23 protein-coding genes and 1 pseudogene are annotated in these 26,788 nt (G+C 62.0%); 14 read left to right on the plus strand and 10 right to left on the minus strand.

What is annotated here, in order from left to right; translation table 11 throughout:
- Positions 1–87 precede the first annotated feature (87 nt).
- Positions 88–675 carry a hypothetical protein gene (locus FEJ81_RS21095; protein WP_229504842.1) on the plus strand — a complete coding sequence of 196 codons (588 nt, stop codon included), beginning with the start codon at positions 88–90 and terminating at the stop codon, positions 673–675.
- 94 nt (positions 676–769) lie between these two features.
- Here the strand turns inward: FEJ81_RS21095 and FEJ81_RS21100 are convergent, their stop codons facing one another.
- A complete protein-coding gene (locus FEJ81_RS21100) occupies positions 770–1,543 on the minus strand; it encodes an SDR family NAD(P)-dependent oxidoreductase (protein WP_138247193.1) in 774 nt (257 codons plus the stop codon).
- A 137-nt stretch (positions 1,544–1,680) separates the two neighbouring features.
- Here FEJ81_RS21100 and hisD point away from each other — a divergent pair, with 137 nt between their 5' ends.
- From hisD to FEJ81_RS21115, 3 genes are all read left to right on the plus strand, one after another.
- Positions 1,681–2,982, plus strand: coding sequence for a histidinol dehydrogenase (hisD, locus tag FEJ81_RS21105; RefSeq protein WP_138247194.1), 1,302 nt, complete (start codon positions 1,681–1,683; stop codon positions 2,980–2,982).
- Between the two features lie 190 nt (positions 2,983–3,172).
- Positions 3,173–3,298: an aldehyde dehydrogenase family protein gene (locus FEJ81_RS23975; RefSeq protein WP_229504843.1), complete on the plus strand. Its 126-nt coding sequence runs from the start codon at positions 3,173–3,175 to the stop codon at positions 3,296–3,298.
- 98 nt (positions 3,299–3,396) lie between these two features.
- Positions 3,397–4,347, plus strand: coding sequence for a 3-hydroxyacyl-CoA dehydrogenase family protein (locus tag FEJ81_RS21115; RefSeq protein WP_138247195.1), 951 nt, complete (start codon positions 3,397–3,399; stop codon positions 4,345–4,347).
- 383 nt (positions 4,348–4,730) lie between these two features.
- Here FEJ81_RS21115 and FEJ81_RS21120 read toward each other — a convergent pair.
- A pseudogene (locus FEJ81_RS21120) lies at positions 4,731–5,975 on the minus strand (anion permease).
- Between the two features lie 502 nt (positions 5,976–6,477).
- On the opposite strand from FEJ81_RS21120, the gene FEJ81_RS21125 reads away from it, so the two are divergent.
- A complete protein-coding gene (locus FEJ81_RS21125; protein WP_229504844.1) occupies positions 6,478–7,650 on the plus strand; it encodes a PQQ-binding-like beta-propeller repeat protein in 1,173 nt (390 codons plus the stop codon).
- A complete protein-coding gene (locus tag FEJ81_RS21130) occupies positions 7,643–8,932 on the plus strand; it encodes an outer membrane protein assembly factor BamB family protein (RefSeq protein WP_138247197.1) in 1,290 nt (429 codons plus the stop codon). The genes FEJ81_RS21125 and FEJ81_RS21130 overlap by 8 nt, the downstream gene beginning before the upstream one ends.
- 337 nt (positions 8,933–9,269) lie before the next feature.
- Here FEJ81_RS21130 and FEJ81_RS21135 read toward each other — a convergent pair whose 3' ends face one another.
- Complete coding sequence (locus FEJ81_RS21135; RefSeq protein WP_229504845.1) at positions 9,270–9,632, minus strand: hypothetical protein; 363 nt, start codon at positions 9,630–9,632, stop codon at positions 9,270–9,272.
- A gap of 869 nt (positions 9,633–10,501) precedes the next feature.
- The gene (locus FEJ81_RS23980; RefSeq protein ID WP_138247198.1) at positions 10,502–10,771 is read right to left on the minus strand and encodes a DUF7571 family protein; all 270 of its coding nucleotides are present in this window, start codon (positions 10,769–10,771) and stop codon (positions 10,502–10,504) included.
- A 181-nt stretch (positions 10,772–10,952) separates the two neighbouring features.
- Here FEJ81_RS23980 and FEJ81_RS21145 point away from each other — a divergent pair, with 181 nt between their 5' ends.
- Positions 10,953–11,159, plus strand: coding sequence for a cold-shock protein (locus tag FEJ81_RS21145; RefSeq protein ID WP_114587455.1), 207 nt, complete (start codon positions 10,953–10,955; stop codon positions 11,157–11,159).
- Positions 11,160–12,037: 878 nt separating this feature from the next.
- Here the strand turns inward: FEJ81_RS21145 and FEJ81_RS23985 are convergent.
- From FEJ81_RS23985 to FEJ81_RS21170, 5 genes are all read right to left on the minus strand, one after another.
- On the minus strand, positions 12,038–12,301 hold the full coding sequence (locus FEJ81_RS23985; protein WP_138247199.1) for a hypothetical protein: 264 nt from the start codon (positions 12,299–12,301) through the stop codon (positions 12,038–12,040).
- Between the two features lie 297 nt (positions 12,302–12,598).
- On the minus strand, positions 12,599–12,859 hold the full coding sequence (locus tag FEJ81_RS21155; protein WP_138247200.1) for a hypothetical protein: 261 nt from the start codon (positions 12,857–12,859) through the stop codon (positions 12,599–12,601).
- A gap of 147 nt (positions 12,860–13,006) precedes the next feature.
- Entirely contained in the window at positions 13,007–13,648 is a 642-nt protein-coding gene (locus FEJ81_RS21160; protein WP_138247201.1) for a hypothetical protein, read from the minus strand.
- Between the two features lie 689 nt (positions 13,649–14,337).
- Positions 14,338–15,672, minus strand: a complete 1,335-nt coding sequence (locus FEJ81_RS21165) for an APC family permease (RefSeq protein ID WP_138247202.1) — start codon at positions 15,670–15,672, stop codon at positions 14,338–14,340.
- Positions 15,669–17,273 (minus strand): ABC transporter substrate-binding protein, encoded by a 1,605-nt coding sequence (locus FEJ81_RS21170; protein ID WP_138247203.1) that lies wholly within the window; start codon positions 17,271–17,273, stop codon positions 15,669–15,671. The genes FEJ81_RS21165 and FEJ81_RS21170 overlap by 4 nt, the downstream gene beginning before the upstream one ends.
- A 154-nt stretch (positions 17,274–17,427) precedes the next feature.
- Here FEJ81_RS21170 and FEJ81_RS23520 point away from each other — a divergent pair, with 154 nt between their 5' ends.
- The 6 genes from FEJ81_RS23520 to FEJ81_RS24465 all read left to right on the plus strand — a co-directional run bounded on the left by FEJ81_RS23520 (position 17,428) and on the right by FEJ81_RS24465 (position 23,896).
- Complete coding sequence (locus FEJ81_RS23520) at positions 17,428–17,748, plus strand: hypothetical protein (RefSeq protein ID WP_175416530.1); 321 nt, start codon at positions 17,428–17,430, stop codon at positions 17,746–17,748.
- 351 nt (positions 17,749–18,099) lie between these two features.
- Positions 18,100–19,050, plus strand: a complete 951-nt coding sequence (nikB, locus tag FEJ81_RS21180) for a nickel ABC transporter permease (RefSeq protein ID WP_138247473.1) — start codon at positions 18,100–18,102, stop codon at positions 19,048–19,050.
- 74 nt (positions 19,051–19,124) lie between these two features.
- On the plus strand, positions 19,125–19,955 hold the full coding sequence (nikC, locus tag FEJ81_RS21185) for a nickel transporter permease (protein WP_229504856.1): 831 nt from the start codon (positions 19,125–19,127) through the stop codon (positions 19,953–19,955).
- Between the two features lie 2 nt (positions 19,956–19,957).
- The gene (locus FEJ81_RS21190) at positions 19,958–22,027 is read left to right on the plus strand and encodes a dipeptide ABC transporter ATP-binding protein (RefSeq protein WP_138247205.1); all 2,070 of its coding nucleotides are present in this window, start codon (positions 19,958–19,960) and stop codon (positions 22,025–22,027) included.
- Between the two features lie 13 nt (positions 22,028–22,040).
- Positions 22,041–23,558, plus strand: coding sequence for an ABC transporter substrate-binding protein (locus FEJ81_RS21195; RefSeq protein WP_229504846.1), 1,518 nt, complete (start codon positions 22,041–22,043; stop codon positions 23,556–23,558).
- Between the two features lie 92 nt (positions 23,559–23,650).
- The gene (locus tag FEJ81_RS24465) at positions 23,651–23,896 is read left to right on the plus strand and encodes a universal stress protein (protein WP_394349678.1); all 246 of its coding nucleotides are present in this window, start codon (positions 23,651–23,653) and stop codon (positions 23,894–23,896) included.
- 1,155 nt (positions 23,897–25,051) lie between these two features.
- On the opposite strand, the gene FEJ81_RS21205 is transcribed toward FEJ81_RS24465, so the two are convergent.
- Complete coding sequence (locus FEJ81_RS21205) at positions 25,052–25,807, minus strand: pirin family protein (protein WP_138247207.1); 756 nt, start codon at positions 25,805–25,807, stop codon at positions 25,052–25,054.
- Positions 25,808–26,009: 202 nt separating this feature from the next.
- On the opposite strand from FEJ81_RS21205, the gene sod reads away from it, so the two are divergent.
- Positions 26,010–26,612, plus strand: coding sequence for a superoxide dismutase (sod, locus tag FEJ81_RS21210; RefSeq protein WP_138247208.1), 603 nt, complete (start codon positions 26,010–26,012; stop codon positions 26,610–26,612).
- The last annotated feature ends 176 nt before the right edge of the window (positions 26,613–26,788 follow it).

Here is a 26,788-nt window from a genome sequence, read left to right on the forward strand (position 1 = left end):
CGCCGGCGCGGGGCCGAATCAGACCCGACCGACGACGCGCCGTCCGGAACAGCGAACAGTATAAGTAGGCGTCGTGGTTCGTTGCCGATGATGGAGATCCCGTGTTTCGAGCCTCGAATCGACGCCGACGACGCGGTCCAGCGGACGGATCGCCTGACGGTGACGAGTTACCTGTTGTCGACGCTTCGGTCCCTTCTCGGTCGTGCGGACGAGTCGGAGCCGACCGTCACCGTGCTCTACTATCCCGACTATCTGGCCTACACGACGGTGACGCTCCAGCGGGTCGGGCTCGGCGAGAAGGAGGACAAGTTCGTCGCCGCGGTCGACGCGGCGACTGGCCGCGTCGGCGAAGTCGACGTTACCCTCCCCGACATCGAGACCCGCGAGATCCTCGAATCGCAGGTCGTCCCGATCGAGTACGACGAGGACGACGCCGAAGCGGAGTGGGACGAATGGCTGTTCTCCTACATCGACCGCACGTATCGTCCGGTCAAGCGACCCGAAACCTCGCTTGACCGCCTCGAACTCGTCTACACGCCCTACTACGCCGTCGACTACGGTCCGGACGCCGACGAGGGCCCGTACGCGGTCAGCGCGCTCACGAAACAGGTCGAACTGCTCGCGGACATTCCGCCGCTGAACGACGAGTACTCCGCGGTCGTTTCATCCGAGTGAGCGCGGTGGGGTCGTCCCGTCGATCGCTCAAGGCCAAACCGATGATCGGTCCCAAACGCACGAGCCGACCGACCGGCAGTCGGCACTCGCCCCCTCAGTACCACGCCGTTCCCGCGTCGACGTTGATGTCCTGTCCCGTGATGTGACGTGCCTGCCGGCTCAGTAAGAAGGAGACGGTGTCCGCAACGTCCGCAGCGTCGACGAGTTCGCCCAGCGCCGCATCGTCGGTGAACACCTCCCGTTTGGCCTCCTCGTAGGAGATGCCGCGTTGCTCGGCCTGGTTCTCGATGACGCGCTCGATGCGCGGCCCCTTTGTTGCACCGGGACAGACGGCGTTGACCGTCACGTCGTCGTCGCCGAGTTCGAATGCGAGCGTCCGCGTCAGCCCGATAACGGCCATCTTCGACGCAGTGTACGGCGTCCGGTCCTCGAGCGGCCGCTTCCCGCTGATCGACGAGACGTTGACGACGCTCCCGCGGTCGCTCGCCGCGAGCAGCGGTGCAGCGTGCTTGACGACGAGGAACGGCCCTTTCGCGTTGACGGCCATGGTCCGGTCCCAGTCGTCGGCGTCGACCTCCGTCACGGGAGCCGTCGGCCCGGCGATTCCAGCGTTGTTCACCACGCCGTCGAGACCGCCGAACGTCGCTTCGGTTCGCTCGATCAACTCCTCGACCGACGATTCCTCGGTCACGTCCGTCCGAACGGGGAGCGCTCGGTCCTCGGCGTCGGCCATCGCCGCCGTCTCTTCGATGCCGTCGCTGCGCGCCGCCAGCGCGACGTTCGCCCCCTCGTCGAGGAGTCGGAGTGCGATCGTCCGTCCGATGCCACCGCTCGCGCCGGTCACGATGACGGTTCGTCCGTCGTGCATACGGACATCGATTTCGCGGGCCGGACAATAATTCCTCGCCCTCGATTGGGACGGACCGAGACCGCTCGGAGGGGCGGAGCGCGCGAGGGAGAGCCACGGATTTTATAGCGTCCGAGGAGGATGGCTGATTCGTACGCATGTCCGAGTCAGTCGACTATCTGAAAGAAGCGGGTAGCGCCTCGATCGAGATCGACCAAGAAGTAACCGACGCCGTCCACGACATCCTGAGCGAGGTCAAGGAGCGCGGCGACGAGGCGCTCTACGAGTTCACCGAGCGGTTCGACGATGTCGAGGTTGAGGAGTTCCGCATTGATGACGCGGAGATCGAAGCCGCAGCCGCGGAACTGACCGACGCCGAGAAGGAAACGATCGACAACACGATCGAGAACGTCCGCGCGTTCCACGAGGAACAGCGCGAGCATATCGAGGGCTTCGAAAAAGAGTTCGAGGAGGGCGTGAAACTCGGCCAGCGCATCGTCCCCGTCGAGTCCGCTGGCACGTACGTCCCCGGCGGTCGCCACCCGCTCGTGGCCGCGCCAGCGATGTCGATCGTCCCCGCGAAGGTTGCCGGCGTCGATCGGATCGTCACCTGCGCGCCGCCACAGGAGAACGGCAGCATCCAGCCGGCCCAACTGTACGCGATGGATCGCGCCGGAGCCGACGAGATCTACAGCATCGGCGGCGCGCAGGCCATCGGTGCGATGGCCTACGGCACCGAGTCCGTCCCGGGCGTCGCGAAGATCACAGGCCCCGGAAACGTCTTCACCACGGAGGCGAAGCGGCAGGTCTTCGGTCACGTCGGCATCGACTTCCTCGCCGGTCCCTCCGAAGTGCTGATCCTCACCGACGAGACGGCCGATCCCGAACTGGTCGCGACCGACCTGCTCGCCCAAGCCGAACACGACCCCAACTCGCGGCCGATCCTCGTCTCGACTGACTACGACGTCGCCGAGGCGGCCGTCGAGGCCCTGGACGAGCAGGCCAGTGACCTGCGCACCGAGGACGTCGCCCGCGAGTGTTGGGACGAGAACGGCGAGGTCGTCGTCGCCGATTCCATGAACGCCGCCGTCGACGTCGTCAACGACTACGCGATCGAACACCTGCAGGTGATGATCGACGACCCCCGCTCGATCGTCGACGACCTCACCAACTACGGCTCGCTGTTCCTCGGCGACCACTCGCCGGTCGTCTTCGGCGACAAGGCCGTCGGAACCAACCACAGCCTCCCGACGCTGGAGGTCGCCCGCTACAGCGGCGGCATCACAGCCAGTACGTACCTCAAGATCCTCACCCATCAGGAGGCGACCGAGGAGGGGGCCGCTCGGATTGCGCCGTGGGCGGCCGAGATCTGCAAACTCGAGGGTACGCACGCCCACCAGCTCTCGGCGGAGGCGCGCTTCCGCGACGATATCAGCCCCGATTACGGCCCGCAGGAGTGACGAGAGTAACCGCTTCGCGACGCCCGCTGCCCCGCTCGAGCACGTACTCCCTCGAGTGCGGCCATCGAGAGCCTCGATCAGGGGAAACCGCTCTCGCAGTCCCGAAGTGACGTGATCGGCGCGGCCGAGTACTTCGAGTAGTACACCGGCGTCGATCGGGCCAGCGCTGGTCGCCGGCAACACGACGGTCGTGAAACCGGTCGAGCAGACGCCGCTCTCCTCGCTGCGGCTCGCGGGACTCTGTCGGGAGGCCCGCGTTCCGGACGGCGTCGTTAACGTCGTGCCGAGCTACGGCGACCCGTGGGACAGGCGCTGACCGATCACGTGGGTGTCGCGCAGATGAGCACCAGCGGTGCCCCTGTCGATGGACGGCCGTCCATGAGATTTTAGGCCCCGCTCGACGAGGTACCGGTGATGGCTACGCAATTCGATCCCGACAGCGTCGCAGTCGTCGGTGCCGGAACGATGGGTCACGGCATCGCGACGGTGTTCGCGAGCGAGGGGTACGACGTCGGACTGCACGATCAGGACGAAGGGCGACTCGAGACCGCTCACGATCGCGTCCATGAATCGCTCACGCAACTCGACGACCACGACCGACTGGGAGTGGAACTCGAGACGGCCCGGAACGCGGTCTCCAGCGGAACCGACCTCGAGGCAGTCATCGCGGACGCCGATCTCGTCATCGAGGCGGTCACCGAAGAGTTGGACGTGAAACGGACGGTGTTCGAGACGCTCTCTGATCTAACAGACTCTGGAACTGTACTGGCAACTAATACGTCCGGTCTATCGATCACCGAGATCGCCGCCGCAACCGACGCCCCCGACCGAGTGCTGGGAACGCACTGGTTCAACCCGCCCCACATCGTTCCGCTGGTCGAGGTCGTGAAAGGCGAGGAGACCGATGACGACCTCGCAGCGGCCATGACGGCATTTCTCGACGATATCGGGAAGACGGCAATCACGGTCGAGAAGGACGTACCGGGGTTCATCGGAAACCGGATTCAGATGGCCATGTGCTACGAGGCATTCTCGTTGCTCGACCGCGGCATCGCGAGCGCCGAGGACATCGATAAGGCGGTCAAAGCCGGATTCGGGTTCCGACTCCCGTCGATGGGGATCTTCGAGAAGGTCGACCAGTCCGGGGTCGATGTCCACCACGCCATCGAATCGTATCTCATGCCCGAACTTGACCGGGGCACCGATCCAAACCCGGTCGTCTCGGACCTCGTCGAGCAGGGCGACTTCGGCCTGAAGACCGGCGAGGGCGTCTACGATTGGACGGACGCGGATCCCGACGCGGTCGTCACCGACCGCGACGCGCAACTCCTCGCCCAACTCGAGCAGTACGAGTCGGATCATTGAATGGGTATCGGACAGGAATGTCTATGACTGCTACTCGTATGACAGCAAACGTATATATTATATAAATTATCGGTTGGTATACATTTATTGCTATTGACTCCAACGACTGCCACACGATACGTCACTGTCGATAGATCGGAACCGTCTAGTTCTGGAGTTCCTCAGTTGGCGTGTTTCCGTTGAGCGATTGAGGCGGTCTCTGTGGGCTGTCGTAATACACAAATCGCTCAAACCAATGCGAGACGCCGGCACCACGACCCCGCTCGCCGCGTTCTGTCCGCCGGTCGCTGTTCACGTCGCGGCGCTCCGTCGGTTGCGTCGCGCTTCGCTCGCGACCGAGCAGTCTAGGCGTGCATCTACGCCAATACTTCGTCTAAACGAACTTACAACAGGACCGTGAACACCGGGTAGGAGGCGACGACTGCCAGGGAGGGCGTCAACACCCACATCGTAACGATCCGCTTGGCCGCGTTCGGATCGAAGAGGCTCCGTTCGTCGAGATCGGCCGGCCCCTCCGAGCCGATTTCCGGAACGTCTGGGATTTCCTCAGGTTCCTCCGGGGATTCCTCGTGGCGGGCGAGATCTCCGATCGTCGGACTTGCTGGAGCCTCCTCGACACGTGACGTGACCAGCGCTCCTGTCGTGACGTCCACCTCCGGCCGGTCGGGCGTCGGCGTCGCTAACTCCGCAAGCGCCGCAGCCCGACTTGCCCGCCCCTAGCCGAGCCCGATGATCGTCGATGTCGTACTAACCGCGAGACTCGCGGGGATCCCGAAGTACGAGAGGATCGTGATGACCGTGCCCCCGACGATGGAGACGATCAGTGACGCGAGAATCGGGAGCTCCGTGATATCGTCCCCGACCGTCTCCAGCGTGCGCCGGGCGATGGTGAAACTCCCCAAGCCGAACGCTCCCACTGCGAGTAGGACACCCTGATTGACGGTGAGTGACCCTCCTTCGCCGACGAGAGGGGCCACAGCGTTCGCCGCGTTCGACGCACCCGCCGAGAACGCCATGTAGCAGGCGATGGTGACCACCGAGAGTGACCCGACGATATCCTGCGGTGACGCGTTCGGATTTATATACGGGCGAGGGATCGTCCCCGAGCGGTCGAGTTGGATGAAGTGGACATTGAACGTCGTGAACGCGACGTAGCGGTCGAGATACGGATAGATGTAGCGCCCGACGACGAGCCCAATGGTGAAACTCACCAGCGGCGCGACGATCCACGCCGAAACGATCACGAACATCAGCGCCCGGTTGAGTGTATCCGACGCGAGCCCCAACCCGACGATAGCGCCGACGGCCGTCATCGATGTCGAGGCTGGAACGCCGTAGAGATTCGAGATCAACAGCGACACGCCTGTGAAAAACAGGACCGCAACGCTTGCGATGGGCGTAAACTGGGTCGCCGGCACAATACTGCTGCTCATCGTCGCGATAACGTTCCGACCGACGGTCCACGCGCCGAGAAAGCCGAAGCCGACGAACAGCGTCGCCGCGGTTGTCTTCCGAACGAGACGTGAGCCGACCGCCGGACCGAACGCCACGCCCGTCGATGAGCCCCCGATGTTGAACCCGACGAACACGGCGACAACGACACCGGCGACGGGTAGCAGTGATACCATCGTGTCGTATCTGTGCCACCGTTATTTGGCCTCCACATATAATCCTCCGGAGTCCGCTTGGGGTTGTTGCTGCCTTGAGCGTACTGCCGACACGGAGAACCACGGTAATACCACTTCGACCAGTTCCGAACCGCAGTACGCCTTGAGTCGAATAGACTCACACCTGTGCTCGGGTCATCAGTCCTATCAATACTTGGATTGATATCTGGTCCACAAGCGAACTGGGACACACGCTGTAGTGGTGTTACGGACGACCCGCCCCACTTGCCGTTGGCACCTTCCGGTAGGCAGAGTTCACCGGCGTCCCGCTTACTTCGTTCGCGGGACCTCCGTGTCGCTCGTGACTGTCCATTCCGGACGTGCGACGCTCCTCGCACTACCCGATAGGATGCTCACGATGGTGCGAGCACGAGCAGGGAGAGAGTGCTGTTATACCCCCGACTTGTACTATCTGTCGCACAAAGAATAAGACTGATACCACCGCTATCGAAACGGTGAACAAATGCCCTCCATGAAACGCCGTGCGGCCCTCAGCGCAGTCACTGGCTTCGTTGGCAGCGTCGCGGGTTGCGCTGGTCTCCTCGATGGAGACTCGTTCCCCATCCAACGGTCGTGGCAGACGGGTTTCCGTGATCCGTCGTCCGTCGCCGTGACCGCAGCCGGACAGCTCTTGGCTGGCTCGCACAGCCCATTCCGCGATCGGCCGATCGTCGCCGGCCTAGACCCCCAGACCGGTGAGACCACGTGGACCGTGACGGTTGCCAAGGGCGAGAAGTCGCCTCTCGGCGTCGGTGATGGGCGAGCCTACGCTATCTCGAAGGCCGAAACGATGGTCGCCGTCGACGCAGCCACGGGCGAGTCCGTCTGGCAGCGCCGGCTCGCACCGATCGACGCGGCCGACCCTGGGGTCGTCGAGTTCGCCCCCATCCCGCTCGGTGATCGCATCGTGGTCCCAATCTCAGGCACCGAAGATGACGTACCCGACCGACTGGTCGGTGTCGCCCGGGCGGACGGTGAGACGCTGTTCACCCATACCCTGTCCGCATCGCTGTCAGGCGCTCCTGGCGCGACATCCGATGGTGTGGTTGCGCCCCTGGTCGACGGTCGTGTGCTTTTCCTCGACCGGACCGGCGCAGTCGGCTGGACGCGGGATATTGGCGCTCCGCTGTCGGCCGTTGGGGCTACTGACGGGACCGCATACCTCGGCGCCGCCACCGAGGAGCTGCTGGCGCTGGAGACCGCGACCGGCACAGTCGACTGGCGCGGCTCGCTGGCCAACACCGTATTCACACGGCCGTTAGTGACCGACGATCGGGTGTACGTCGGCGGCGCGGACTACACCCTCCGGGCGTTCGACCCGGCCTCGAGCCAGCAGTTGTGGAGCGATGACCTCGGGAACGCCGTCACTCACGGGCCGATGCAGGTCGGCGACCGCCTGGTGACGCTGGTCGGCGGGACACACCGCATCCGCGGCTCGAGCGGCACCATCCCGTTTAACCCGACTGTACTCTATGTCCACGAGCGGGACGGCACACGCATCCGGGAAGTACGGTTCGATGACACGTCGCTCGAGGGTGGCAGCATCGAATGGGTACAGGCGGCCGGCGAGACGGTCTATCTGGGACAGACGTTCGGTCTGGCACGGGTCGCTCCGGAGGCGATCACCGATGCGTGATCCCGACACCGCTGCCGACAAGCACGACCTGCCGCGGCACGCGACTGCCCGACAGGACAGCCGGAACTGGTCGCGTCGGCAGGCGCTCGCCTCGCTCACGTCGGCGGGCACGCTCGCGCTAGCAGGGTGCAGCCTGCGGTCGGCGCTGTCCAGTGTCCAACCCCTCTGGGAGCGTGACTTCTCGGGCGCAACAGCCGCAAGTCCACCGTCCGCGACCGACGAACACGTCCTCGTCGGTGGACAGGACAAACGCCTCCACGGGTTTACGGCCGATGGGGAACGGATCCTCACCGTCGAAACCGGTGGTCCCATCGAGGCGCGACCGGCCGTCCCGTCATCGGACGGTCCGGTCCACGTCCACAGCACCGACGGTGACCTCTACACGGTCGAGCTGTCGGGGGAGCGACTATGGCACGTGGAGGGACAAACCCAGAACGGGTGGCTCGGTCGACACGGCTCGCTGCTGGTCGGCATCGATCCGGTCGACGGTGTGGTCACCGGCTACGATGCGCGCGACGGCACACGTCGCTTCCAGCGATCCGGCCGAGGGTATCCCCTCCCCACACTCAGTGACTCGGCCTGCATCTTCCCTGTCACGAACTCGGACGACGACACGAGGCTGATTACGCTCGCTCCGGCAACCGGCGAGGTGCTGTGGGAGTCGCCACCTCGTAATGGCTACCCCTACGTCGTGGCTGCCGGCGACCGGATCGTGACGGTCCGCAATTCTACCGTGCGGATGCACCGGGTCCGTGATGGGCACGTCCTCTGGCGGACCGTGGTGGACGGTGACGTGACTGGCCACTTTGATCCGCCAATCTGGCTCGGCGAGCACGTCTACGTGCGTATCCGCCATGATGATCGCTCGGACGAGCTAGTTGCCATCGAGCGCGATGGGGGAACCATACAGTGGCGCCGAACCGTCGGGTACGAACTCGAGACGGTGACGGCGACCTCACAAGGTGTGTTCGTTGCGAGTTCGGTCGACGACCCCGACGGTGGCATTCTAATCCGGCTGGACGCGTTCGACCTCGATGGGACCCGGCGGTGGCAGACGACAACTGACATCGAAATCGGCGGGACGGTCGAGGCACTAGGCCGTTCCGGTGAGATCCTCTTTACGGCCAGCGATAACGAACTCGCCGCCTACGACCCTGCTACCGGGAGCCGCCGGTGGCGGTACGATCCGGAGTCCTCCCGGATCGGTGTGACGACGGCTGATGGCGCGCTGTACATTTCTTACCGCGACCGCGGTGGCGTGGCGCGGCTTCCGACGAGCTGATCTGAAGCTAGCTTTCTGCTGTTACTTCATGCTACACATGTCCCCAAGAGAATATTGGAAAGAACGGCATCGTCTTAGCCACGATTTCTACATACCTTTCGAACACATCAGAACTATGGCTTGCCGAAAAACTACCTGAAAAATGGCCCTCCAACATATCCGTCCTTTCTGCTATTTTAGACCCTGTTTTCACCGGTAGATTTTTGGCTCCTAGTGAGTGATCTAGTGATATGACCCTAGAAGATAACATCCGAGAATTAGAAGAACGTCTCGGAATGAGCCGGAGCGAAGAAGTAGAAGAGACCGGCCGGACTGTCGCTCGTCTTCAGGACTAATTTCACTCGAGTTCTTTTAGATCGTCCGCGAATTCGTGCTTTGGAAGACCATCTATATCGGCTAACTCGGTCGCTCCCGCACGTCGAACGGCTTCCTCGGTGAAGTCGATCCACAGGTTTTCGTGCCGTTTTGCATACCTTCTCCACCGCTCACTTCGCCGAAGATCTAATTCGTACTCCTCGAGCGGGATTTCGATATCGTGCTTTCGCACAAGCACGTCGCAACCGAACTCCTCGAGATATTTGAACCGGCTACCTTTTCGTCGAATCGTCAGTAGTCTCTTTGACTCGTTGATGTAATCGTTGACCCACTCCATCCAACCGTACCTGTCGGCCTCATCGAGCTGTGTCGCCGTCTCTGGCATCGAAAAATCTGGATTCACTCGTCTGAGATACAGCTGGCACATCCCAATAGCCGTTCGATGGTTCGCGTTGGGCAGCGCGTGCTTGCGCTCGCAAGCGGTGCATCGGGAACAAGAACGAGATCGGAGTCCGAGACCTGCTCATAGAGTTCGTCGAGAGGTGTTGCTCGCGTAATTGTCGCTCTTCGAAATCCCAATTTCAAATATATAGTACTGTCGAAATATTGAGTGTTTTGGATGAGAGGGTGCTCCCGATTAAGCTATCCTAATTTGTTAGTCTAATCGGGTATACTAAGGTATCTGAGAAGTAATATGGGTATCAGAGAAGAGTTCCAAGAAGTGTGCTGTTCCAACTTCACCGTCCAAGAACTCCATCTGATAGATCGATTACCGATCGGAAAAGTTGTGCTGAAGACAGGTGTGGACATTACTGAAGCCGCTATCGACCCCCCCACGATATCTGTCAGAACGGCATGCTGAATACAGAGGGAACATCCATCGGCGGATTGTAGCCACACATATATTCTATAAAAATGAATACAAAATAAGGATGGCAGATGGACTCTCTCATCGTCAGTGGTGGCTCATCGTTATCGCAGCGTGTATAGCAGGGTCAATACAGACCTATAGAGTAGGTATTGGTGAAGGCGGAACCCTTGGAGTGATTGCTTCTGGTGCTTGGTTGCTCATGATTTTCATCTCAGGGTGGGGACTTTATCAGTCTCGTCGCTAGTTGGTAGTGACCGACTTGTGCCCTGTATTCAGCACGATCAGCAGAACACGTGTCCGAATTGATCTACTCTCCAACGGCCGATGTACGTGTCTATCGAACGGCCACCCTGACGAAAATATTATTCGAGAGTGACTGCCGTTCAGGTGGACACGGGGCCACGCGTCCAGCCAGGGTCGTGGCCGGTGCGGTCTATGAGATCTGACCGACACGCCGGACAGTAGTCAGGGGTGACGGATTCACTTCGGGGAACGTACACCGCGCCGCCACACTTTACGCACGCATCCGTGACGATGGTTGCACAGTCCACACAGATGCTGAAGTCGTCAGCCGTGAGTTCGCGCAGGGGTTCGAGCTGTTTGTCGAGGAGATACTCGTCGATGGACGACTGGCAGTTCTGGCATGGTTTCATAGCGATGCATGTTTTACCTCTCGACCACACGATAAATACCTGCCTCCGAAACCGAACTGACTGCCGAACTCCGAACCAACTGTACGCGCGACCAACCGTTGCACGTCTGTCGGAGAACAGGAGCCGTGGTACCGTGACGTTCGGAAGTGTTATCAGTCACTGGAGACACTGTTTGTTTGTAATGGCAAACGGAACGGTTGATTTCTTCAACGACACTGGCGGCTATGGTTTCATTTCGACTGACGACGGCGACCTCGACGACGACGAAGACGTTTTCTTCCACATGGAGGATGTCGGCGGAGAGGACCTGACGGAAGGTACCGAGGTTGAGTTCGATATCGAGTCCTCACCAAAGGGACCTCGCGCAGCGAACGTCGTCCGGCAGTAATATCGAGACACACCGTCGCTCACAGCGACGAACACCAATCTTGATTTTTCAGACGGTTAGACGCCCAAGCTGACGCTATCGATACTGCTATACTTCGCCTTCTCTCTCGTTATATCGCATCAGAAGAACTGGCTTCTAATAGCTGAGCTTGGATTCCCTGCCCGAGTTAGCTACTCTCTTGACGTACCAATCTCGAGTTCGTCGACAGCCCTCGCAGGCCGACTATCGTGATCAACGAGACGGCAGTAGCCAGTTGTCACGCTTATTCAGCCAGTTCAGGATCAGCGTGCTCGTATTGGACGCTGAACTCAGTCAGTGCGACAGCGATGGGAATCAGAATACTAGCAAAGAGTCACCGAGAAAGATTGGTCCCGGGCTGTTTCTCTCAAGGATTAATCCCAATGCTATAAGTGACTATGATTCTACAATCAAAATGGAAGCTGCGCTCCACCTCGTCGCGGGGGCATGCGTTGAAATGCCCCGGGTGTCCATAGCACCCGAAGCGTGGCTTCCAATCCATCCGCGGATTTGAAAGCCATGTTTCGATTGCTTCTAACGGGATATAAACGTCCCGCACGAGAGCCGTATCGCACTCCAAGAGCCGTCGGTCACGACAGTCACCCCTCGAGGTGGCCATGAGCGAACAGACACAGTCGAGAGAAGAGGAAGACAGGCTGCTACCGTCGTGTCCACGGTGTGGGAAAGCAATGATTCTGGTACACTCACGCGGTCCGTTGGACCATATCGCATCGCCGTGTGGCTGTCGGGTGGCGTCGCCAGACCTCTGAGGAATACTCAGCCATCGATGCGTCTGTGATCACCGATGCTACATCTTTTGGATCGGTGTGATTAACGCGATTTCGAAGCACATTCAGGAGTTACTCCTCCGGAATCGTCACACGAAGTTCGCTGTCGACCTCGTAGAAGTAGCCTCGCTCGATCAACCGGGAAACTGCATGAGTCGCGTCTTCGGGTTCGAGGGCCAATTCATCAGAACTGCAGAGAACCTCAATCGCTTCCTCTCGAGGGATCGACTGGCTGTCTTCATTCGCAGCCGAGTTGAAACTATGAGTACAAAGGACATCGTACGCATCCAAGATCCACTCCGGAAGCGGTGGCCGTGGATCAGAGAAATCAGTCATTTCGACTTCCTACTCCACTCTTTGCTATTGACTCGCTTAAGAATATCCCTCAGGAGGTACAGGGCTGATGCCGTAAACGGGACTGAGCAAGTCCGCGCTCTACAACCACTACGACGATACGGAAGTCAGGCCGAGGGCACGGCCCGTGCGATTCGAGTGGGACGACCATGATTGGTCGGGGAAACCCTACTCACGAAAGTCCCAAAGAAGTACGCACAAACCCGAAGTTGCCTCCGTGGAATCGGCATAGCCGAACCCCAAACGGAGGAATCCTCGCGCTTTAGCGCGGGGAAGATGTCAAGACTCGATTTTGTCGACGATATCTCGAGCCTGCTGTTCGGCCTTGTCTTCGCCGACGCTTTTCTTGATGAGCACGGATTCCACCTTCCAGTCATCACTATCGTCTTCCTGTCCCATTCGCACTTCACTCCCATCAGAGACCGAGTGGGCGGGATCCTCTGCCCAATCGGGTGTCCGAATTTCATCGAATTGGTCCGGGTCTCTAAATCGGACGTGGATATAGTCTTCTTCCGTCTCTACCTTGTTGACTCCAACCATACTTGGTCCTAGCATTCGGACGATAATGAGAGGGATGGCAGTATTAGCAAGGTATGACCTCTCTCGAAGTAAGTACACGATCGGTATGAATCTTCTATTTCCCACTTAACTAGGGTCACCCGTCCCTCTTGCAGTCAGGACTGTCTATCAGTCGTCGCTATCGTCGGTGATCGATTCAGTGACGTTAGAGAGTCCGTCTCGGCCAAACTTGACCACGAGACCCGCTCCCAGGAGGTCGAAGATGATGTCTCCGATCGCGTCGAGTCGTCCGTAGTGAACGAGTAGCGGTTCGAACCCTTTCCGATCGGCGATTGCGTGGATGGTATATTCAAGTACCTCCCAGAGAACACCGAATCCGAGTGTCACCCCGGCAATCACTGCCGGTCTGGATTTCGGCAAACCGTTCCCTTGGGTGTCCTTTTCGGCCTCCGCTCGGAACGCGATATCTGTGGCTCCCGCGACGACGACACCAGAGAGCGTATGCGCGAGGTGATCCCACCACCAGATCCGATCGTACGGACCCAGCATCCCCAGCGTGTGGACCAACGCCGCTCCCGAGACCCACAGTCGTTGCCACGGCCGAAAACGAGCACCGTATCTGTTCTCGAGATATCTCGGTATCGCTGCAAACAGAAGCGAGACGATACCGTTGACGATCACGCTTGGATCGCGCCGACGGACTCCTTCGACGAGCGCGGTGACGATAGCGAGTTGGAGACCGAGGTTCGCCGTCCGTTCGCTATCATCCCCTCTCTGCGAACGGAGCCAAGTTGTGAGGGTAGTAATCATGGGGGACCCGCTATCTCTGTTTGTTGCCGAATGGCTATAGATGCTTGGCGTTCCCAATCTTATTAGACCGCGAATTATGACACGAGGAGCGGATCAAAGCGCGGGAATCCTAATCAATGAACTACTTTTCTATTCGCAACCATAAATACCGTAACAAGAGTCGAACGAGAACACGGGGTTCTCTTGCGAGTTCGGCACGACCAGCCTTTTAGATCCCGATTGAGCTACAAAAACTAGGATTTGTAACCAACTTCGGATCGAATGCGACGCGGACAGTACGACTCTCGAGGCGGGATGCGCGTCTGGGTATCGAACGAAGAACTCGACGTGCGACCATGCCGAGACGCCCTATTAGTGGCTCGCGTTCTTGTGAGGCGGACGTGTCGGTCTCCGTCGCTCCGACATCGTTTGAATTACTCCGAACGACTTCGTCGACGGACCGACTGGAAAGCACGTCCGAATCTGGGAGAATCTCCGAAACCGAGCAAACGAGAGCGTTCTAAAGTCGACTTTCTGAGCGGTGGTGACGTGACTCTGAGCCAGAAATCGGCTTTCTGCGTTACCCCCTATCAAATCAGATCCTCCGACCGCCGTGATGGTCGAGACCTTGTCTCGGGTCGCGATCGTCGACCCGTCCCGTACGATGCTACGGGGCGACAGCGGTGGGGGCCTCCAGTCTCGGCTGGGGATCAGATGCGCTTCTCGACGGCGTTGACGCCTTCCGAGAGGGTCTGGCGCTTGAAGTACACGGCCTCGACCGCGAAGACCACCGCCGCGATGACGACGACCAGCCAGAAGACGGCCGGGAGCTGCGAGTAGAGGTACCACGTCAGCATGACGAAGAACGCGGCCGACCCGATCACGCCGAGCAGCGGCGGGATCGGATTGACGTCGACCTCGTCGGAATCGCGAACCGTCAGCGCGAGCGCGCTCATCGTGCCGAAGACGACGATGAAGGCCAGCGATGCGAACTCCACGACGGCCTCGAGGCTGCCGAGGACGGCGAAGGCGGCCGTCAGGGCGCCGATGACGAGCACGGTTCGCTTCGGCGCGGCGTCGGCGTCCGGATCGCCCATCTCGTGGGGGAGGATGTCGTCGCCGATCAGGTTCTTGGCGAAGATGGCTTCGCTAAACAGCGTCGAGTTGATCGCACTGGCAGTCGAGATGAGGCCGGCGAGTCCGACCGCGAGCGCGAGCCATTTCGAAATGAGCAACGCCCCGTAGAGCAGCGCCGGTTCGGGCTGGGCGGCGACGACCTCTTCGGGCAGCAGCGTCGTGATCACGAATCCGACGAGGATGTAGATGGCGGCCGCGATCGGGATCGAGATGGACACCCCCTTCGCGAGGGTCTCGTCGGGATCGTCGAACTGCTCCTGATCGTAGAACAGCAGCTGCCAGCCCTCGAAGGAGACGAAGCCGACGGAGGCCGCGAGAATCGGGTTGAGTCCGAGTTGCGAGAAGCCGAACTGCAGTTGATAGTTCGCGGCTCCGTACCAGAGACCGATGAGGCCGAAGGCGGCGATGATCCCCGCCTGGACGAACACGAGATAGCGTTCGACCGCCGCCGACGAGCCCGCGCCGAGGAGATTCAAGCCGATGAAAATCGCGAGGACGCCGACCGAGAGGAACTGCCGGATCGGCAGCCCCCAGACGTACTCGACACCGATCAGCATCTGGCCGTACATGCCGAACGCGTAGGCGTACATCGCCATCGTCCCGATGTAGCCGACGACGAGCGTCCAGCCGACGATGCCGGCGACCGTCGATCTCCCCGTCAGTTCCTCGATATACGTGACCGAGCCGCCGTTGCTGTCGGTCGCGTCGTTGAGCTTGATGTACGAGTATGCACAGCAGCAGACGACGACGGTCGCGAGACTGTAGGCGAACCACGTCAGAATTCCGGCCGCGGCCACAACGATGCCGATCGCCGCGTAGATACCACCGCCGACGATCCCGCCGACGCCCAGCGCGACGGCCGTCCCGACGCCGAACCCGTCGTCTCCATTGTCTCCGTCGTCGCTCATGATCCCGTTCCCACCGTTACGACCTCGTCGTCCCACGCGAGTCGCGGATTGACCCGCGCGATCGGGTGGACGCGGAAATTCTCGACGCCCGCGTCCACGGCGAAGCTGTTCTCGAACGAGCAGATCGGGAGACAGACCCGATCCTCGAGCAACCGCGTGATCGCTTCCTCGTAGAGACGGCGTCGCTGCTCCCGATCGTCCGTCGTTCGCGCCGACGCGAGCCGTTCCATGACCGCGTCCTCGCGGTAGAACGTCCCGTTGGTCACGCCGGTCATGTTCTCGTGGAACGTCGGGTAGAGATGCGAGTCCGGATCGGGCGTGCCCGTGATCTCGCCGACGAACACCGAGTAGTCGCGCTCGGAGCCGGAGACGTACCGATCGAGGAATTTCGACTCGGGCTTCGAGATGACGAGCGCGCCGTGGCTGGCGTCCCGAAGACCGCCGGCGAGCGCCTCGCCGAACTCCTTGTGCTTCGGATCCATCGAGGTCAGGATGCGAAGCTGCCCGCTGGCCTCGCCGGCCTCGCGGAACAGTTGCCGGGCTCGTTCAGGGTTCTTCTCGTTCGCGAGCTCCGCCCACTCGTCGGTCGGCATACTCCACTCGTCGGCGACCTGCGGCGGCAGCGGACCGTACTGGCGCTGTCCCATCGGCTCGATGAACTCGGAAACGGCTTTCTCGAGGTCGAGACAGTAGCTGATCGCCTCCCGAACCCGCGGGTCGGTCGTGGGTCCTTCGTTGCAGTTGAAGCCGAAGTAAAACGACGTGTACCCCTGTTGGCGCTTCACTGACGCGTTCGCGACGTCGCTCACGTAGTCGACGATCAGCGGCGAGACGGGTTCGATCATGTCGTTGCGATTCGTCCGAAGGCTGGTCAGTTGGGTCACCGGGAACTCGACGTAGGCCATCGTAAGCCGAGTGATATCTGGCGTTGTCTCTCCCCAGTAGTCGTCCCAGCGACGGAGCGTGGCCTTCTTCTCCGCGCTAAACGAGGCGACTTCGAACGGGCCGGAACCGATCGGATCGGTGGCGAAGCTCTCCTTGTCGTCCTCGCGTTCCTGCCGGGGGACGATCGGGTGGGTGAGCGCGTGATCGAGCGCCGGGTACGGTTCCGCCAGCGTGAATCGGACGGTCCGCTCACCGTCGACCTCGATCGACTCGAACGGACTCACTCGCCACGCGGTCGGTGCGTCCTCCTCGAGGGGCGCGGTATAGGAGTAGACCACGTCCTCGGCGACCACCGCTCGGTCGTTCTGAAACCGAGCCCGGTCGTCGAGTTCGACGGTCACCTCTCGACCGCCGTTTCCGATCGTCGGGTCGCCGGCCGCGATCGCGGGCACAATGTCGGTTCCCTCGCCGTAGGCATAGAGCCCCTCGAATACCCGGTCAATCGCCTGTTCCGAGCCGATACTGTGGGCGGTGATCGGATCGAGTTCGATCGGCGGGCGGAGCGTTCCGACTCTGAGCGTCGATCCCGATCCCGTTCCGAGCGTCGTCGAGCAGCCCGCGAGCAACCCCGCGCTCGCACTGCCGAAACCGGCGAGCAGGGCTCGTCGCGTCGGGCCGGCCGAGCCGTCGTTCGAGTCGCGCTCCCCGTTCGACATCTCTCGAGGACCGGCTGCTGTGCCTGTGTAGTTGTGCCGTCGCATCGAGAACTGATTGTGACCTTCTCTCGGGGGAACAGTGGATGGCTGCCCTGCTCTTGACGGGTATCCCGCCATCGACCACGACCACTCCAGCAGCGTCTTCGACTGTTCGATGGTGCTGACGACCGCGGGCCAGTCGAACGGCTCCCCGGAGTCCGACGCGCTCTATTTCACTCATCCTGAGACCGCGCTAACGCGCTGGGCGGCGCGGTCGCTCGCCAACTGGGAGAACCTGCGCGACTACACTGACCGGGCCCACGACGAGTGGCGCTATCGGTGGGATCTCGAGTCAACGGAGCCGTTGAGCGGTTTCGGTACCGACGAGTTGCTCCACCGTCTCGAACTCGAGTTGGTCGTCAGAGTCCTTTCGAGTTCCGCGGGTGTGAGCACGTCCATGTGGTTTCAGATCCTGTGGCCGACGCTCGTTCAGTAGATCTCGTCGAGTCGCTTTCACTCGAATCACTCGCAGAAACTGTTGGCTGTGAGGATGACTCCATCGAGTCGGATGGAGCGATCACGGCGAAACCCACACCTTTACAACTAAACCTTCAGTACTTCAAACAAGGTTGTATGGTTTCCCCCAACGCTACCCGACCGACTGGCGACGGTCCCCTCTGTAGGTCGCCCCGAATCGTCTTCATGGGGCGGCTGACCGCGGCTTTGCGACCGCAACGTATTGCCCACTGTGTCGCTCGAGTGCGATGTCGACGCGGAGCCACCGGCCGCGACGACCGCTCGCGGGGACGCGTTCGAGCACGACCGCCTGTGTACGCCCACCACTGAGATGTTGCGTGCCCTCGCTGCCCGACTCGGATCGCTGTCGGCCGTGATGGTCGGCGTCTCGATGATCACGTACGGGTTCGTGTTTCTCACGCCGGGTGATCCGGCGTATACGATCCTCCGAGAGCAACGGCAGAGCCCCCCGTCGGCATCCGAGGTTGCGACCTTTCGGGCCGAACACGGATTGGACGACCCCTTCCTCGTCCAGTACATTTCGTGGCTCACCGACGCGATTCAGGGCGATCTCGGAACCTCGTACTACCACTCCGAGCCCGTCACCTCGCTGGTGCTCGCACAGTTGCCGAACACGCTCGAACTCGCGCTGGCAGCGACGGCCGTCTCGGTGGTCGTCGCCGTTCCGATGGGCGTGATAAGCGCCGTCCACCACGGCAGCTGGATCGATCGGACCAGCCAGATCGCCGCGTTGATCGGCGTCTCGATGCCGAACTTCTGGCTCGGCTACCTGCTGCTTCTCGTCTGTTCGCTGTGGCTCGGCCTGACGCCCGTCGGCGGCGCGGGGACTCTCAGTCACCTCGTGTTGCCCGCGATCACGCTCGGCACCGGGATGGCCGCGATCGTTACGCGGCTCGTCCGGACGTCGATGCTCGAGGTCCTCGACGCCGAGTACGTCGATACCGCGCGGTCGAAAGGCGTCCGCGAGCGACTCGTCGTGTACAAACATGCGCTCCGGAACGCCCTCGTCCCCGTCGTGACGATCGTCGGGCTCCAGTTCGGGACGGTGATCAACGGTGCGGTGATCGTCGAGGCCGTCTTCCAGCGCCCCGGGTTGGGAACGCTACTCGTCGATGCCGTCTTCGCCAGAGACTACCCGATCGTTCAGGGCGTCGTTCTGGTGACGGCGGCCGTGTTCGTCGTGACCAACCAACTCGTCGATATCGCGTACGTCGCGCTCGATCCCCGCATCGAACGCGGACGCGGGGGTGAGCGGCCGTGAGCGAACCGCACTCCGAACGCACCCCCGTGAAAACGCGTCTGGCTGGCCTCCTCGAGCGGGGTCGACGGCTCGTCCTGCGGACGAACACCGCAATCCGGCTGGGCGGCGGGATCGTCGGACTGCTCGCGGTCGTCGCCTTCGTCGGTCCGGCGGTATCGCCGTACGATCCGACGGCGCAGGTGCTCGAGACCCGGTTGCAGGGGCCATCACTCGCCCATCCGCTCGGGACCGACGCGCTCGGCCGCGACGTGGCCACCCGGCTCGTCTATGGGGCTCGCGTCTCGCTCGCGTTGGCGCTCGGGGCGACGGCCGTCCGTCTCGTGATCGGCACGGCGGTCGGACTGATCGCTGCGACGGGCGGCCGCGTCGTCGACGCCCTCCTGATGCGGTTCGTCGATATCCAACTCGCGTTTCCCGGACTCGTGCTCGCGCTCGTGATCGCCGGCGTTCTCGGTCCGAGCCTTCGAAACGTCGTCGTCGCCCTTTCGGTCGTCGGCTGGGCGTCGTACGCGCGGGTCGTTCGAGGGAGCGTCCTCTCGATCAGAGAGCGACCGTTCGTCCGGTCGGCGAAGCTCTACGGGACGCCGTGGCACCGGCTCGTCCGCCGGCACCTGTTACCCCACGTCGCGAGCCCGGTGGTGATCCTCGCGACGCTCAACCTCGGAACGGTCGTACTCGCGGCCGCCGGACTCTCCTATCTCGGACTCGGTGCCCAGCCCCCGACGGCCGAGTGGGGATCGATGATCGCCGACAGCCGGAGCTATCTGCGATCGGCACCGTGGCTCGTCACCGCACCCGGCGTCGCGATCATGCTGACCGTCATCGGCTTCAACCTCCTCGGCGACGGCCTGCGAGACGCATTGGATCCCGATCATCTCGACGACCACCAACGGAGACGAACGTAACTATGACCAACTCACTCCAGATCGAAGACCTCCACGTCCGGTTTCGTACCCGATCCAATACCGTCCACGCGGTCAACGGCGCGTCGTTCGAAATCAAACCCGGTGAGACCGTCGGTCTCGTCGGCGAAAGCGGCTGCGGGAAGTCGGTTACCGCGCGGTCTATCGTCCGCCTCGAGTCGCCCGGTGAGATCACTGACGGTAGCGTTCGCTACGGTGGCCACGAACTGACGACGGCCGACGACCGGACGCTCCGGCGGCTTCGGGGACGGGAACTCGCGATGGTGTTCCAGGACCCGTCGGCGACGCTGAATCCGGTGTATCCGATCGGCGAACAGATCGCCGAGGCACTGCGGATCCACCGCGAGCCGGATCGCCAGCCGCTCCTCAAAGAGTTAGCGCTCGGGGCGAGTTCCCGGCTCCGATCGACGGCACTCCGGTCGGACGTCCTCGAGCTCATGGAGACCGTCGGCATCCCCCGTCCCGACGAGCGGATCGACGCCTATCCCCACCAGTTCAGCGGCGGCATGCGTCAGCGGGCGATGCTCGCGATCGCGCTCGCCCGCCGGCCGTCCCTGTTGATCGCCGACGAGCCGACGACGGGTCTGGACGCGACGACACAGGCGGCCATTCTCGAGCGACTTGCCGAACTCAACGGCGAACGCGGAATGGGGATGCTGGTGATCAGCCACGACTTCGACGTCGTCTCGGCGCTGTGCGACCGGGTCGTCGTCATGTACGACGGCGTCATCGTCGAACGAGGGCCGACCGACGAGCTCCGATCGGATCCCGCCCACCCCTACACGAAAGCGCTGCTCGAGTGTCTGCCGAGCCGAGCCGAACCCGACTCGCAGCTTCCGACGGTCGAGGGCACGCCGCCGGACGGCACCGCTCCGTCGGCGGGGTGTGCGTTCGCCGATCGCTGCCCGTTCGCGACCGACGACTGTCGCGAGCGGGACCCGCCCGTCGTCTCGGCCGGTCCGGAGCGCACGGTTCGATGCGGCGTGTCCGCGGCGCGGGACGCATCGCTCGAGTCGGCACACACCCAACGGCGGCCGACGCAGGGAGCGAACGAGACGCCGGAGCCATCGAACGCGACACCCGATCCGTCGGCGCTGGCCGTCGACGGCGGAACGGCAGCCTCCGCGGTGAACGCGCCCGTCGATGACGCGTCGGTCGAATCGCCGGCAACTGGCGATGCGACCGCCGCGTCGTCGACCGATTCCGACGGCCGAGACCTCGCCGAGGAGCCCCCACACTCGAGCGAGCCGGTCGTCGAACTCGAGGGTGTCACGAAATCGTTCCGACGATCCGACGCGCTCCTCGACCGTCTCCTCGGATCGGACGACCGTATTCCGGCCGTCGAGGGCGTTTCGCTCGCGCTCTCACCCGGCGAGACCGTCGGGCTCGTCGGCGAGAGCGGCTGTGGGAAGACGACGCTCGCGAAACTGATCGCGGGCCTCGAGGAACCCGACGATGGGGCGGTCAGACTCCGCGGCCAGCGCGTTGGCGGCGTCGACGCGCGCACGAACGCACAGCTCGCCGAGCTCGGCGTCGTCTTCCAACATCCCGGTGCGAGTCTCGATCCGAAGCGGACGGTGGCCCAATCGATCGCGGAACCGCTGCTCGAGGCGGGCTGGTCGAAGTCCCGGCGCAACGACCGCGTCGCCGAGGTGCTCTCGCTGGTCGGTCTCGCCGCTGACTGCGCCGACCGGTATCCGAATCAACTGTCCGGCGGGCAGCGCCAGCGCGTCGCGATCGCCCGCGCGCTCGCACTCGAGCCGTCCGTGCTCGTGTTAGACGAGCCGACCGCCGCCCTCGATATCTCGGTTCAGGCGACGATCCTGAACCTGCTCACCGATCTGCAGGCAGACCTCGACCTCGCGTACCTGTTTATCTCTCACGACCTCGCGGTCGTTCGCCACGTCGCGGATCGGATCGCCGTGATGCACCACGGCCACTTCGTCGAAACGGGGCGCGCTCGCTCGGTCCTCTCGACGCCGTCACACCCCTATACGAAAACGCTGCTGGATGCGATTCCGGCCACCGACAACTTCCCACACAATGACACGTAACGGACGCCGTTCGATGGATCGCCGAACCGCACTGCAAACGACGCTCGGAACCGCGACGCTCGCCGTCGCCGGCTGTCTCTCGAGCGAACCCGCCGCGGCCGACTTCCGGATCGGCGGCCCGTGGAAACCGAACCGGGACCCCCTCGACGGCGGCAGCATGCTCCGTCGGCTCGGCATCACCGAGGCACTGGTCGGCGTCGATTACGACGCCGCTCCGGCTCCCGAACTGGCGACCGAGTGGGAGCGACTCGACGACCGGCGATGGGAGTTTACGCTTCGGAACGATGTCACGTTTCACGACGGAACCGCCGTCGACGCAGCGGCCGCCGTCGCCTCGCTTCGCCGGGCCGTCGACGCCGCCGCGTTCGCGGACGTCCCGATCGAGACCGTCAAAGCGGTCGACGAAACCACCGTCGCCGTGACGACGGCGACACCGTTCACTCCGCTGCCGGCACATCTCTCGCGAAACGAAGCGGTGATCCTCAGTCCCGAGGCGATCGACGCGGACGGCGCGGTCACTGACCTGCTCAGCACCGGCCCGTTCGCCGTCGATTCGTTCCAGCCCGAAACGTCGATCCGAACCGTCTCTCACGACTACTACGGGGAGTCGCCCGCCCTCGAGTCCGTTCGCTACGAGGTCGTCGCAGACGAGCAGACGCGCCGGATGAAACTCGAGAACGGCGAACTCGAGATGGCGCGAATTCTCCCCTACGAGATGGTTGACTCGCTCGAGTCGACCGACGGAATCGACGTTTACACGCCGGAAATCCCTCGGATTCGGTTTCTCACGTTCGACACCGACTCGGAGCCGTTCGCCGACGAACGGGTTCGGCGGGCCGTCTCCCTTGCGATCGACCGGGAGACGATCACTGAATCGCTCCTCAGTGGGATCTGCAATCCCGCTGTGTCCCCGTTTTCCCCGTCGATCACGGAATGGGCGAACCCGGATCTCGACCGGAATCCGTACGATCCGAGTCGGGCTCGGTCGTTGCTCTCTGACGCCGGGTGGACCGACGGCTCTAGCGGGACCCGAACCCGCGACGGCACGACGCTTTCCGTCGAATTCCTCACGTTCGACGACAGAAACCTCCCGATCATCGCCGAAGTGATGCAGGACCACCTTGCCGATGTCGGGATCGATGTCGACGTGACGGTCCTCGAGTACAGCGCGATGACTGATCGAGTCGGCCAGCGTTCCTTCGACGCCTATTTCACGTCGTGGGGCACCCTCTGGTACCCCGACCCCGACCGGCTCTCCCAGATGGTCCACTCGAGGGCGGCGACGTTACATCACGGCTACGAGAACGATCGCGTCGATACGCTCCTCGAGGACGCGCGGGCAGTCGACGACAACGCGGCCCGGCGGGAACGCTACCACGAGATCCAGTCGATAATCGCCCACGAAGCTCCGATCGCGGCCATCACCGATTCCACCACCGTCATCGCGACCGCAGCCGAGGTCACCGGATACACCGCTCACCCGACTGAATTACGATATGGACTCGAGTCGATCTCCCTTCGGAACGAGTAGCGTCGCGAACGAAGTCGTCGTCGAAACGCTCGAGAACGCCGACCTCGAGACGAGCTCGACGGTCTGACATCGGGGTCCCGGTCCCGTCGATTCTGGATGTCGCATTCGAGATCGACGCTGAGTACATCGTAAGCGGCGGCAGAAAGCGCTCATCGACCGGCAAGGCGCTGTTCGGGAGCACGACCCAGTCCGTCCTGTTCGAGGCCGATCGCCCGATTGTGACGGTCATGTCGGATGCCGAGGAGAGGGTTGATCCGCTACCTCGAGGCGATCACACTCGAATCGTCGGATGGTCGCCGCCAGCGGGACAGCGAGCTCGTCGCGGATCGCAGTCCTAATCGCGGCGTCGAGTCGGGCATCGTGAACTGATCGGTCGCCGAACGGGACGGTTTCGAGTAACTGGGAATTGGGTAGAAGTTGATAAGGATGTCCCCGAACGTGTTACCCGTCGCGCAACCCGCTGTGCGCGACAGACCGCGATCCAATCAGCCACCTACCAACACCCTACTGTGGCCCCCGACGATGAGCACCCCTCTCCCACCGTCGGCCCTGTCGCTTTGCTCCTCGAGGTATCACGTCACCAGTCCGTCGCCGATCGCTTCTACGCCGTCCTCTGTAATCGCACGATAGTTCACCCGACTATGGGAATGTCGTTGGCTTGTAACATCTTCCGGGTGTCGCGGTCCCACATTTCCATCCTGCAATCGTCAGTTTGGCGCTATTCGAATTGTATAGAAACGAATATGAATTACGTTCTATCGGAGAATATATACATCCAGAATCAACTCGATCTTCGCTGCTTTCACCGCCATCGGAATCCGTCTTGATGACGTATCGGCGAGCGATATCGCGAAGTATCGACGGTGTATACGACTCATCGAGAAATCCGTACAGGCACGTTCTATGAGGACACTCATCACCGAACTGAGTCGGTTTGATGATTCTCTCGACTTTTCTATCCGGTTACCATGTACCGCGATGATGTGGAACCCGAATCAGTAACTCACCGACCGAAACGTAATTTGGCGATCCGCCAGCACCGATTGTAGACTGTTCCTTCGAAGCCACTACGAGTTGCAATCAAATTACGAGTATCGACTACCTCTCGAGTTGTAGAGTACTATTCGAAAGTGATTGGTGTGGATACGTTGGTCTTTCGTTATACCAACTCGAGTGTTGGATCTCACACGATTCTCGAGAGCAGTAATACTTTTTTACCCGTCGGTATAACGTGATTACACGGGTAACTAGCACAGAGAAACACTAATCCGACCGGCTCGTCTTGACACATACTCGCTGTACAGCCATACAGTTGTAAATGAAAGATGTACCATTTGGTCAAAATCGGTTCGAAATCGTCTGGATTCCGTGCCATCGACTCCCTATAACTGTCGATGTGAGTCGATCGAGCGCGAGGATGTTCGGTCTCAGGAAGGACGAGAACCCACGAACGAGATCACAGAAGATCCGTCGAAAGAGTGTCCGACGGATGCTCAGAAGACGAACGGGCCTTGCTGGCGAATCGGCTCCTCGTGAGGCAGGCCGGAGACGGCGACGAGACGGAACGGGTCGTCGCTGTCGTTCTCGACGACGACGTCTCGGGTGTCCGTGACGGGGAGAACGTCGCCCTCATCGAAGTCATTTCCGTCGGCGGACCCCGCTCCGGAGACACCGTAGAGAAAGCCGGACCAGCCGTCGGGCAGCGTCCACGTCCACGTATCGGCGACGTGGACATCTAGGTACTCCATCTCCGTGTGGAGATCGATCGGCGAGCCGTCGCCGACGACGGTGGTCACGGTCGCGCCGTCGAACTCTGCGGTGGGGAGTTCCGCCGCCGACGCGTCGACGTAGTCCGGGTCCGCTTCCTTGTCGTCGCGCGGGAGGTTCACCCAGAGTTGAAGGCCGTTACAGGCCGCGCCGTCAGCGGGAAACTCGGAGTGTTGGATCCCGCTGCCGGTCGTGATACGCATGGCATCGTTCTCGTAGGCGGTGTGCTCGACGCCCAGCGAATCCTCGTGGTCCATCCCGCCCTCGATCATGTACGAGACGATCTCGAAGCCCTTGTGGGCGTGCATCGGGAAGCCTTTATCCGGATCGATATAGAAGCGCTCGAACAGAACGAACGGGTCGAGGTTCGACGGATAGTCGTTCGTCGGGAACGCGCGGTTCGAGTTGACGCCCGTCCCGTGTCGGACGAGTTGGCCCGGAATCGGTTCGTCACGACTCTGCCCGGTCTCATCTGTTGTCATATGCGATCCGAGGCTCTCACTCCTGATAAGCATCTCGTATGCGGAATCTTGATCCCGTCACTGACGAGACAGTGTCTCGTCCGCATCGGTCCACACAAGGTGTACTTAGCCTGCAACGGGCGATACGGAATACCAGTCCGATTACTTGAACACGATACAGAGAACGTTCATATTCGCGGCGTGTGTTGCCCTACTTGGAAACATGAGCGACTACGAACTACCGCCGCTGCCGTACGACTACGACGCGCTCGAGCCGGCACTGTCCGAACAGGTACTGACCTGGCATCACGACACGCACCATCAGGGCTACGTCAACGGCTGGAACGCAGCCGAAGAGACGCTCGAGGAGAACCGTGAGGAAGGCGACTTTTCCTCCTCCGCGGGCGCGCTCCGCAACGTTACCCACAACGGCTCCGGACACGTTCTTCACACCCTCTTCTGGGAGTCCATGAGCCCCGAGGGCGGCGACGAGCCCGAGGGCGACCTCGCCGACCGCATCGCGGAGGACTTCGGCTCCTACGAGGCCTGGAAGGGCGAATTCGAGGCCGCCGCGTCCGCCGCTGGCGGCTGGGCGCTGCTCGTCTACGACAGCCACAGCGAGCAACTGCGAAACGTCGTCGTTGACAAGCACGACCAAGGTGCGCTCTGGGGGAGCCACCCGATTCTGGCGCTGGACGTCTGGGAACACTCCTACTACCACGATTACGGGCCGGCCCGCGGCGACTTCGTCGAGAGCTTCTTCGATGTCGTCGACTGGGAGGAACCCTCGAGCCGCTACCAAGCGGCCGTCGAACGCTTCGAATAAGCGGCCACGCGCGACGATCGCGCGATTCTCGGCCCGCTGAGGCCCCATCAGGGCATTGATGGGTGCCGTGGGTTTGTCGTCCGCTGGTCGACTGCGGACGTTTCTGTAACCGAGTACAGTCGAGTCGGAGAGTTGTCTCCCCGTCCATACGCCCTATACGCCCGCTCGAGGACCGA

This window comes from Natrinema versiforme (genome assembly GCF_005576615.1).
GTDB lineage: Archaea > Halobacteriota > Halobacteria > Halobacteriales > Natrialbaceae > Natrinema > Natrinema versiforme_A.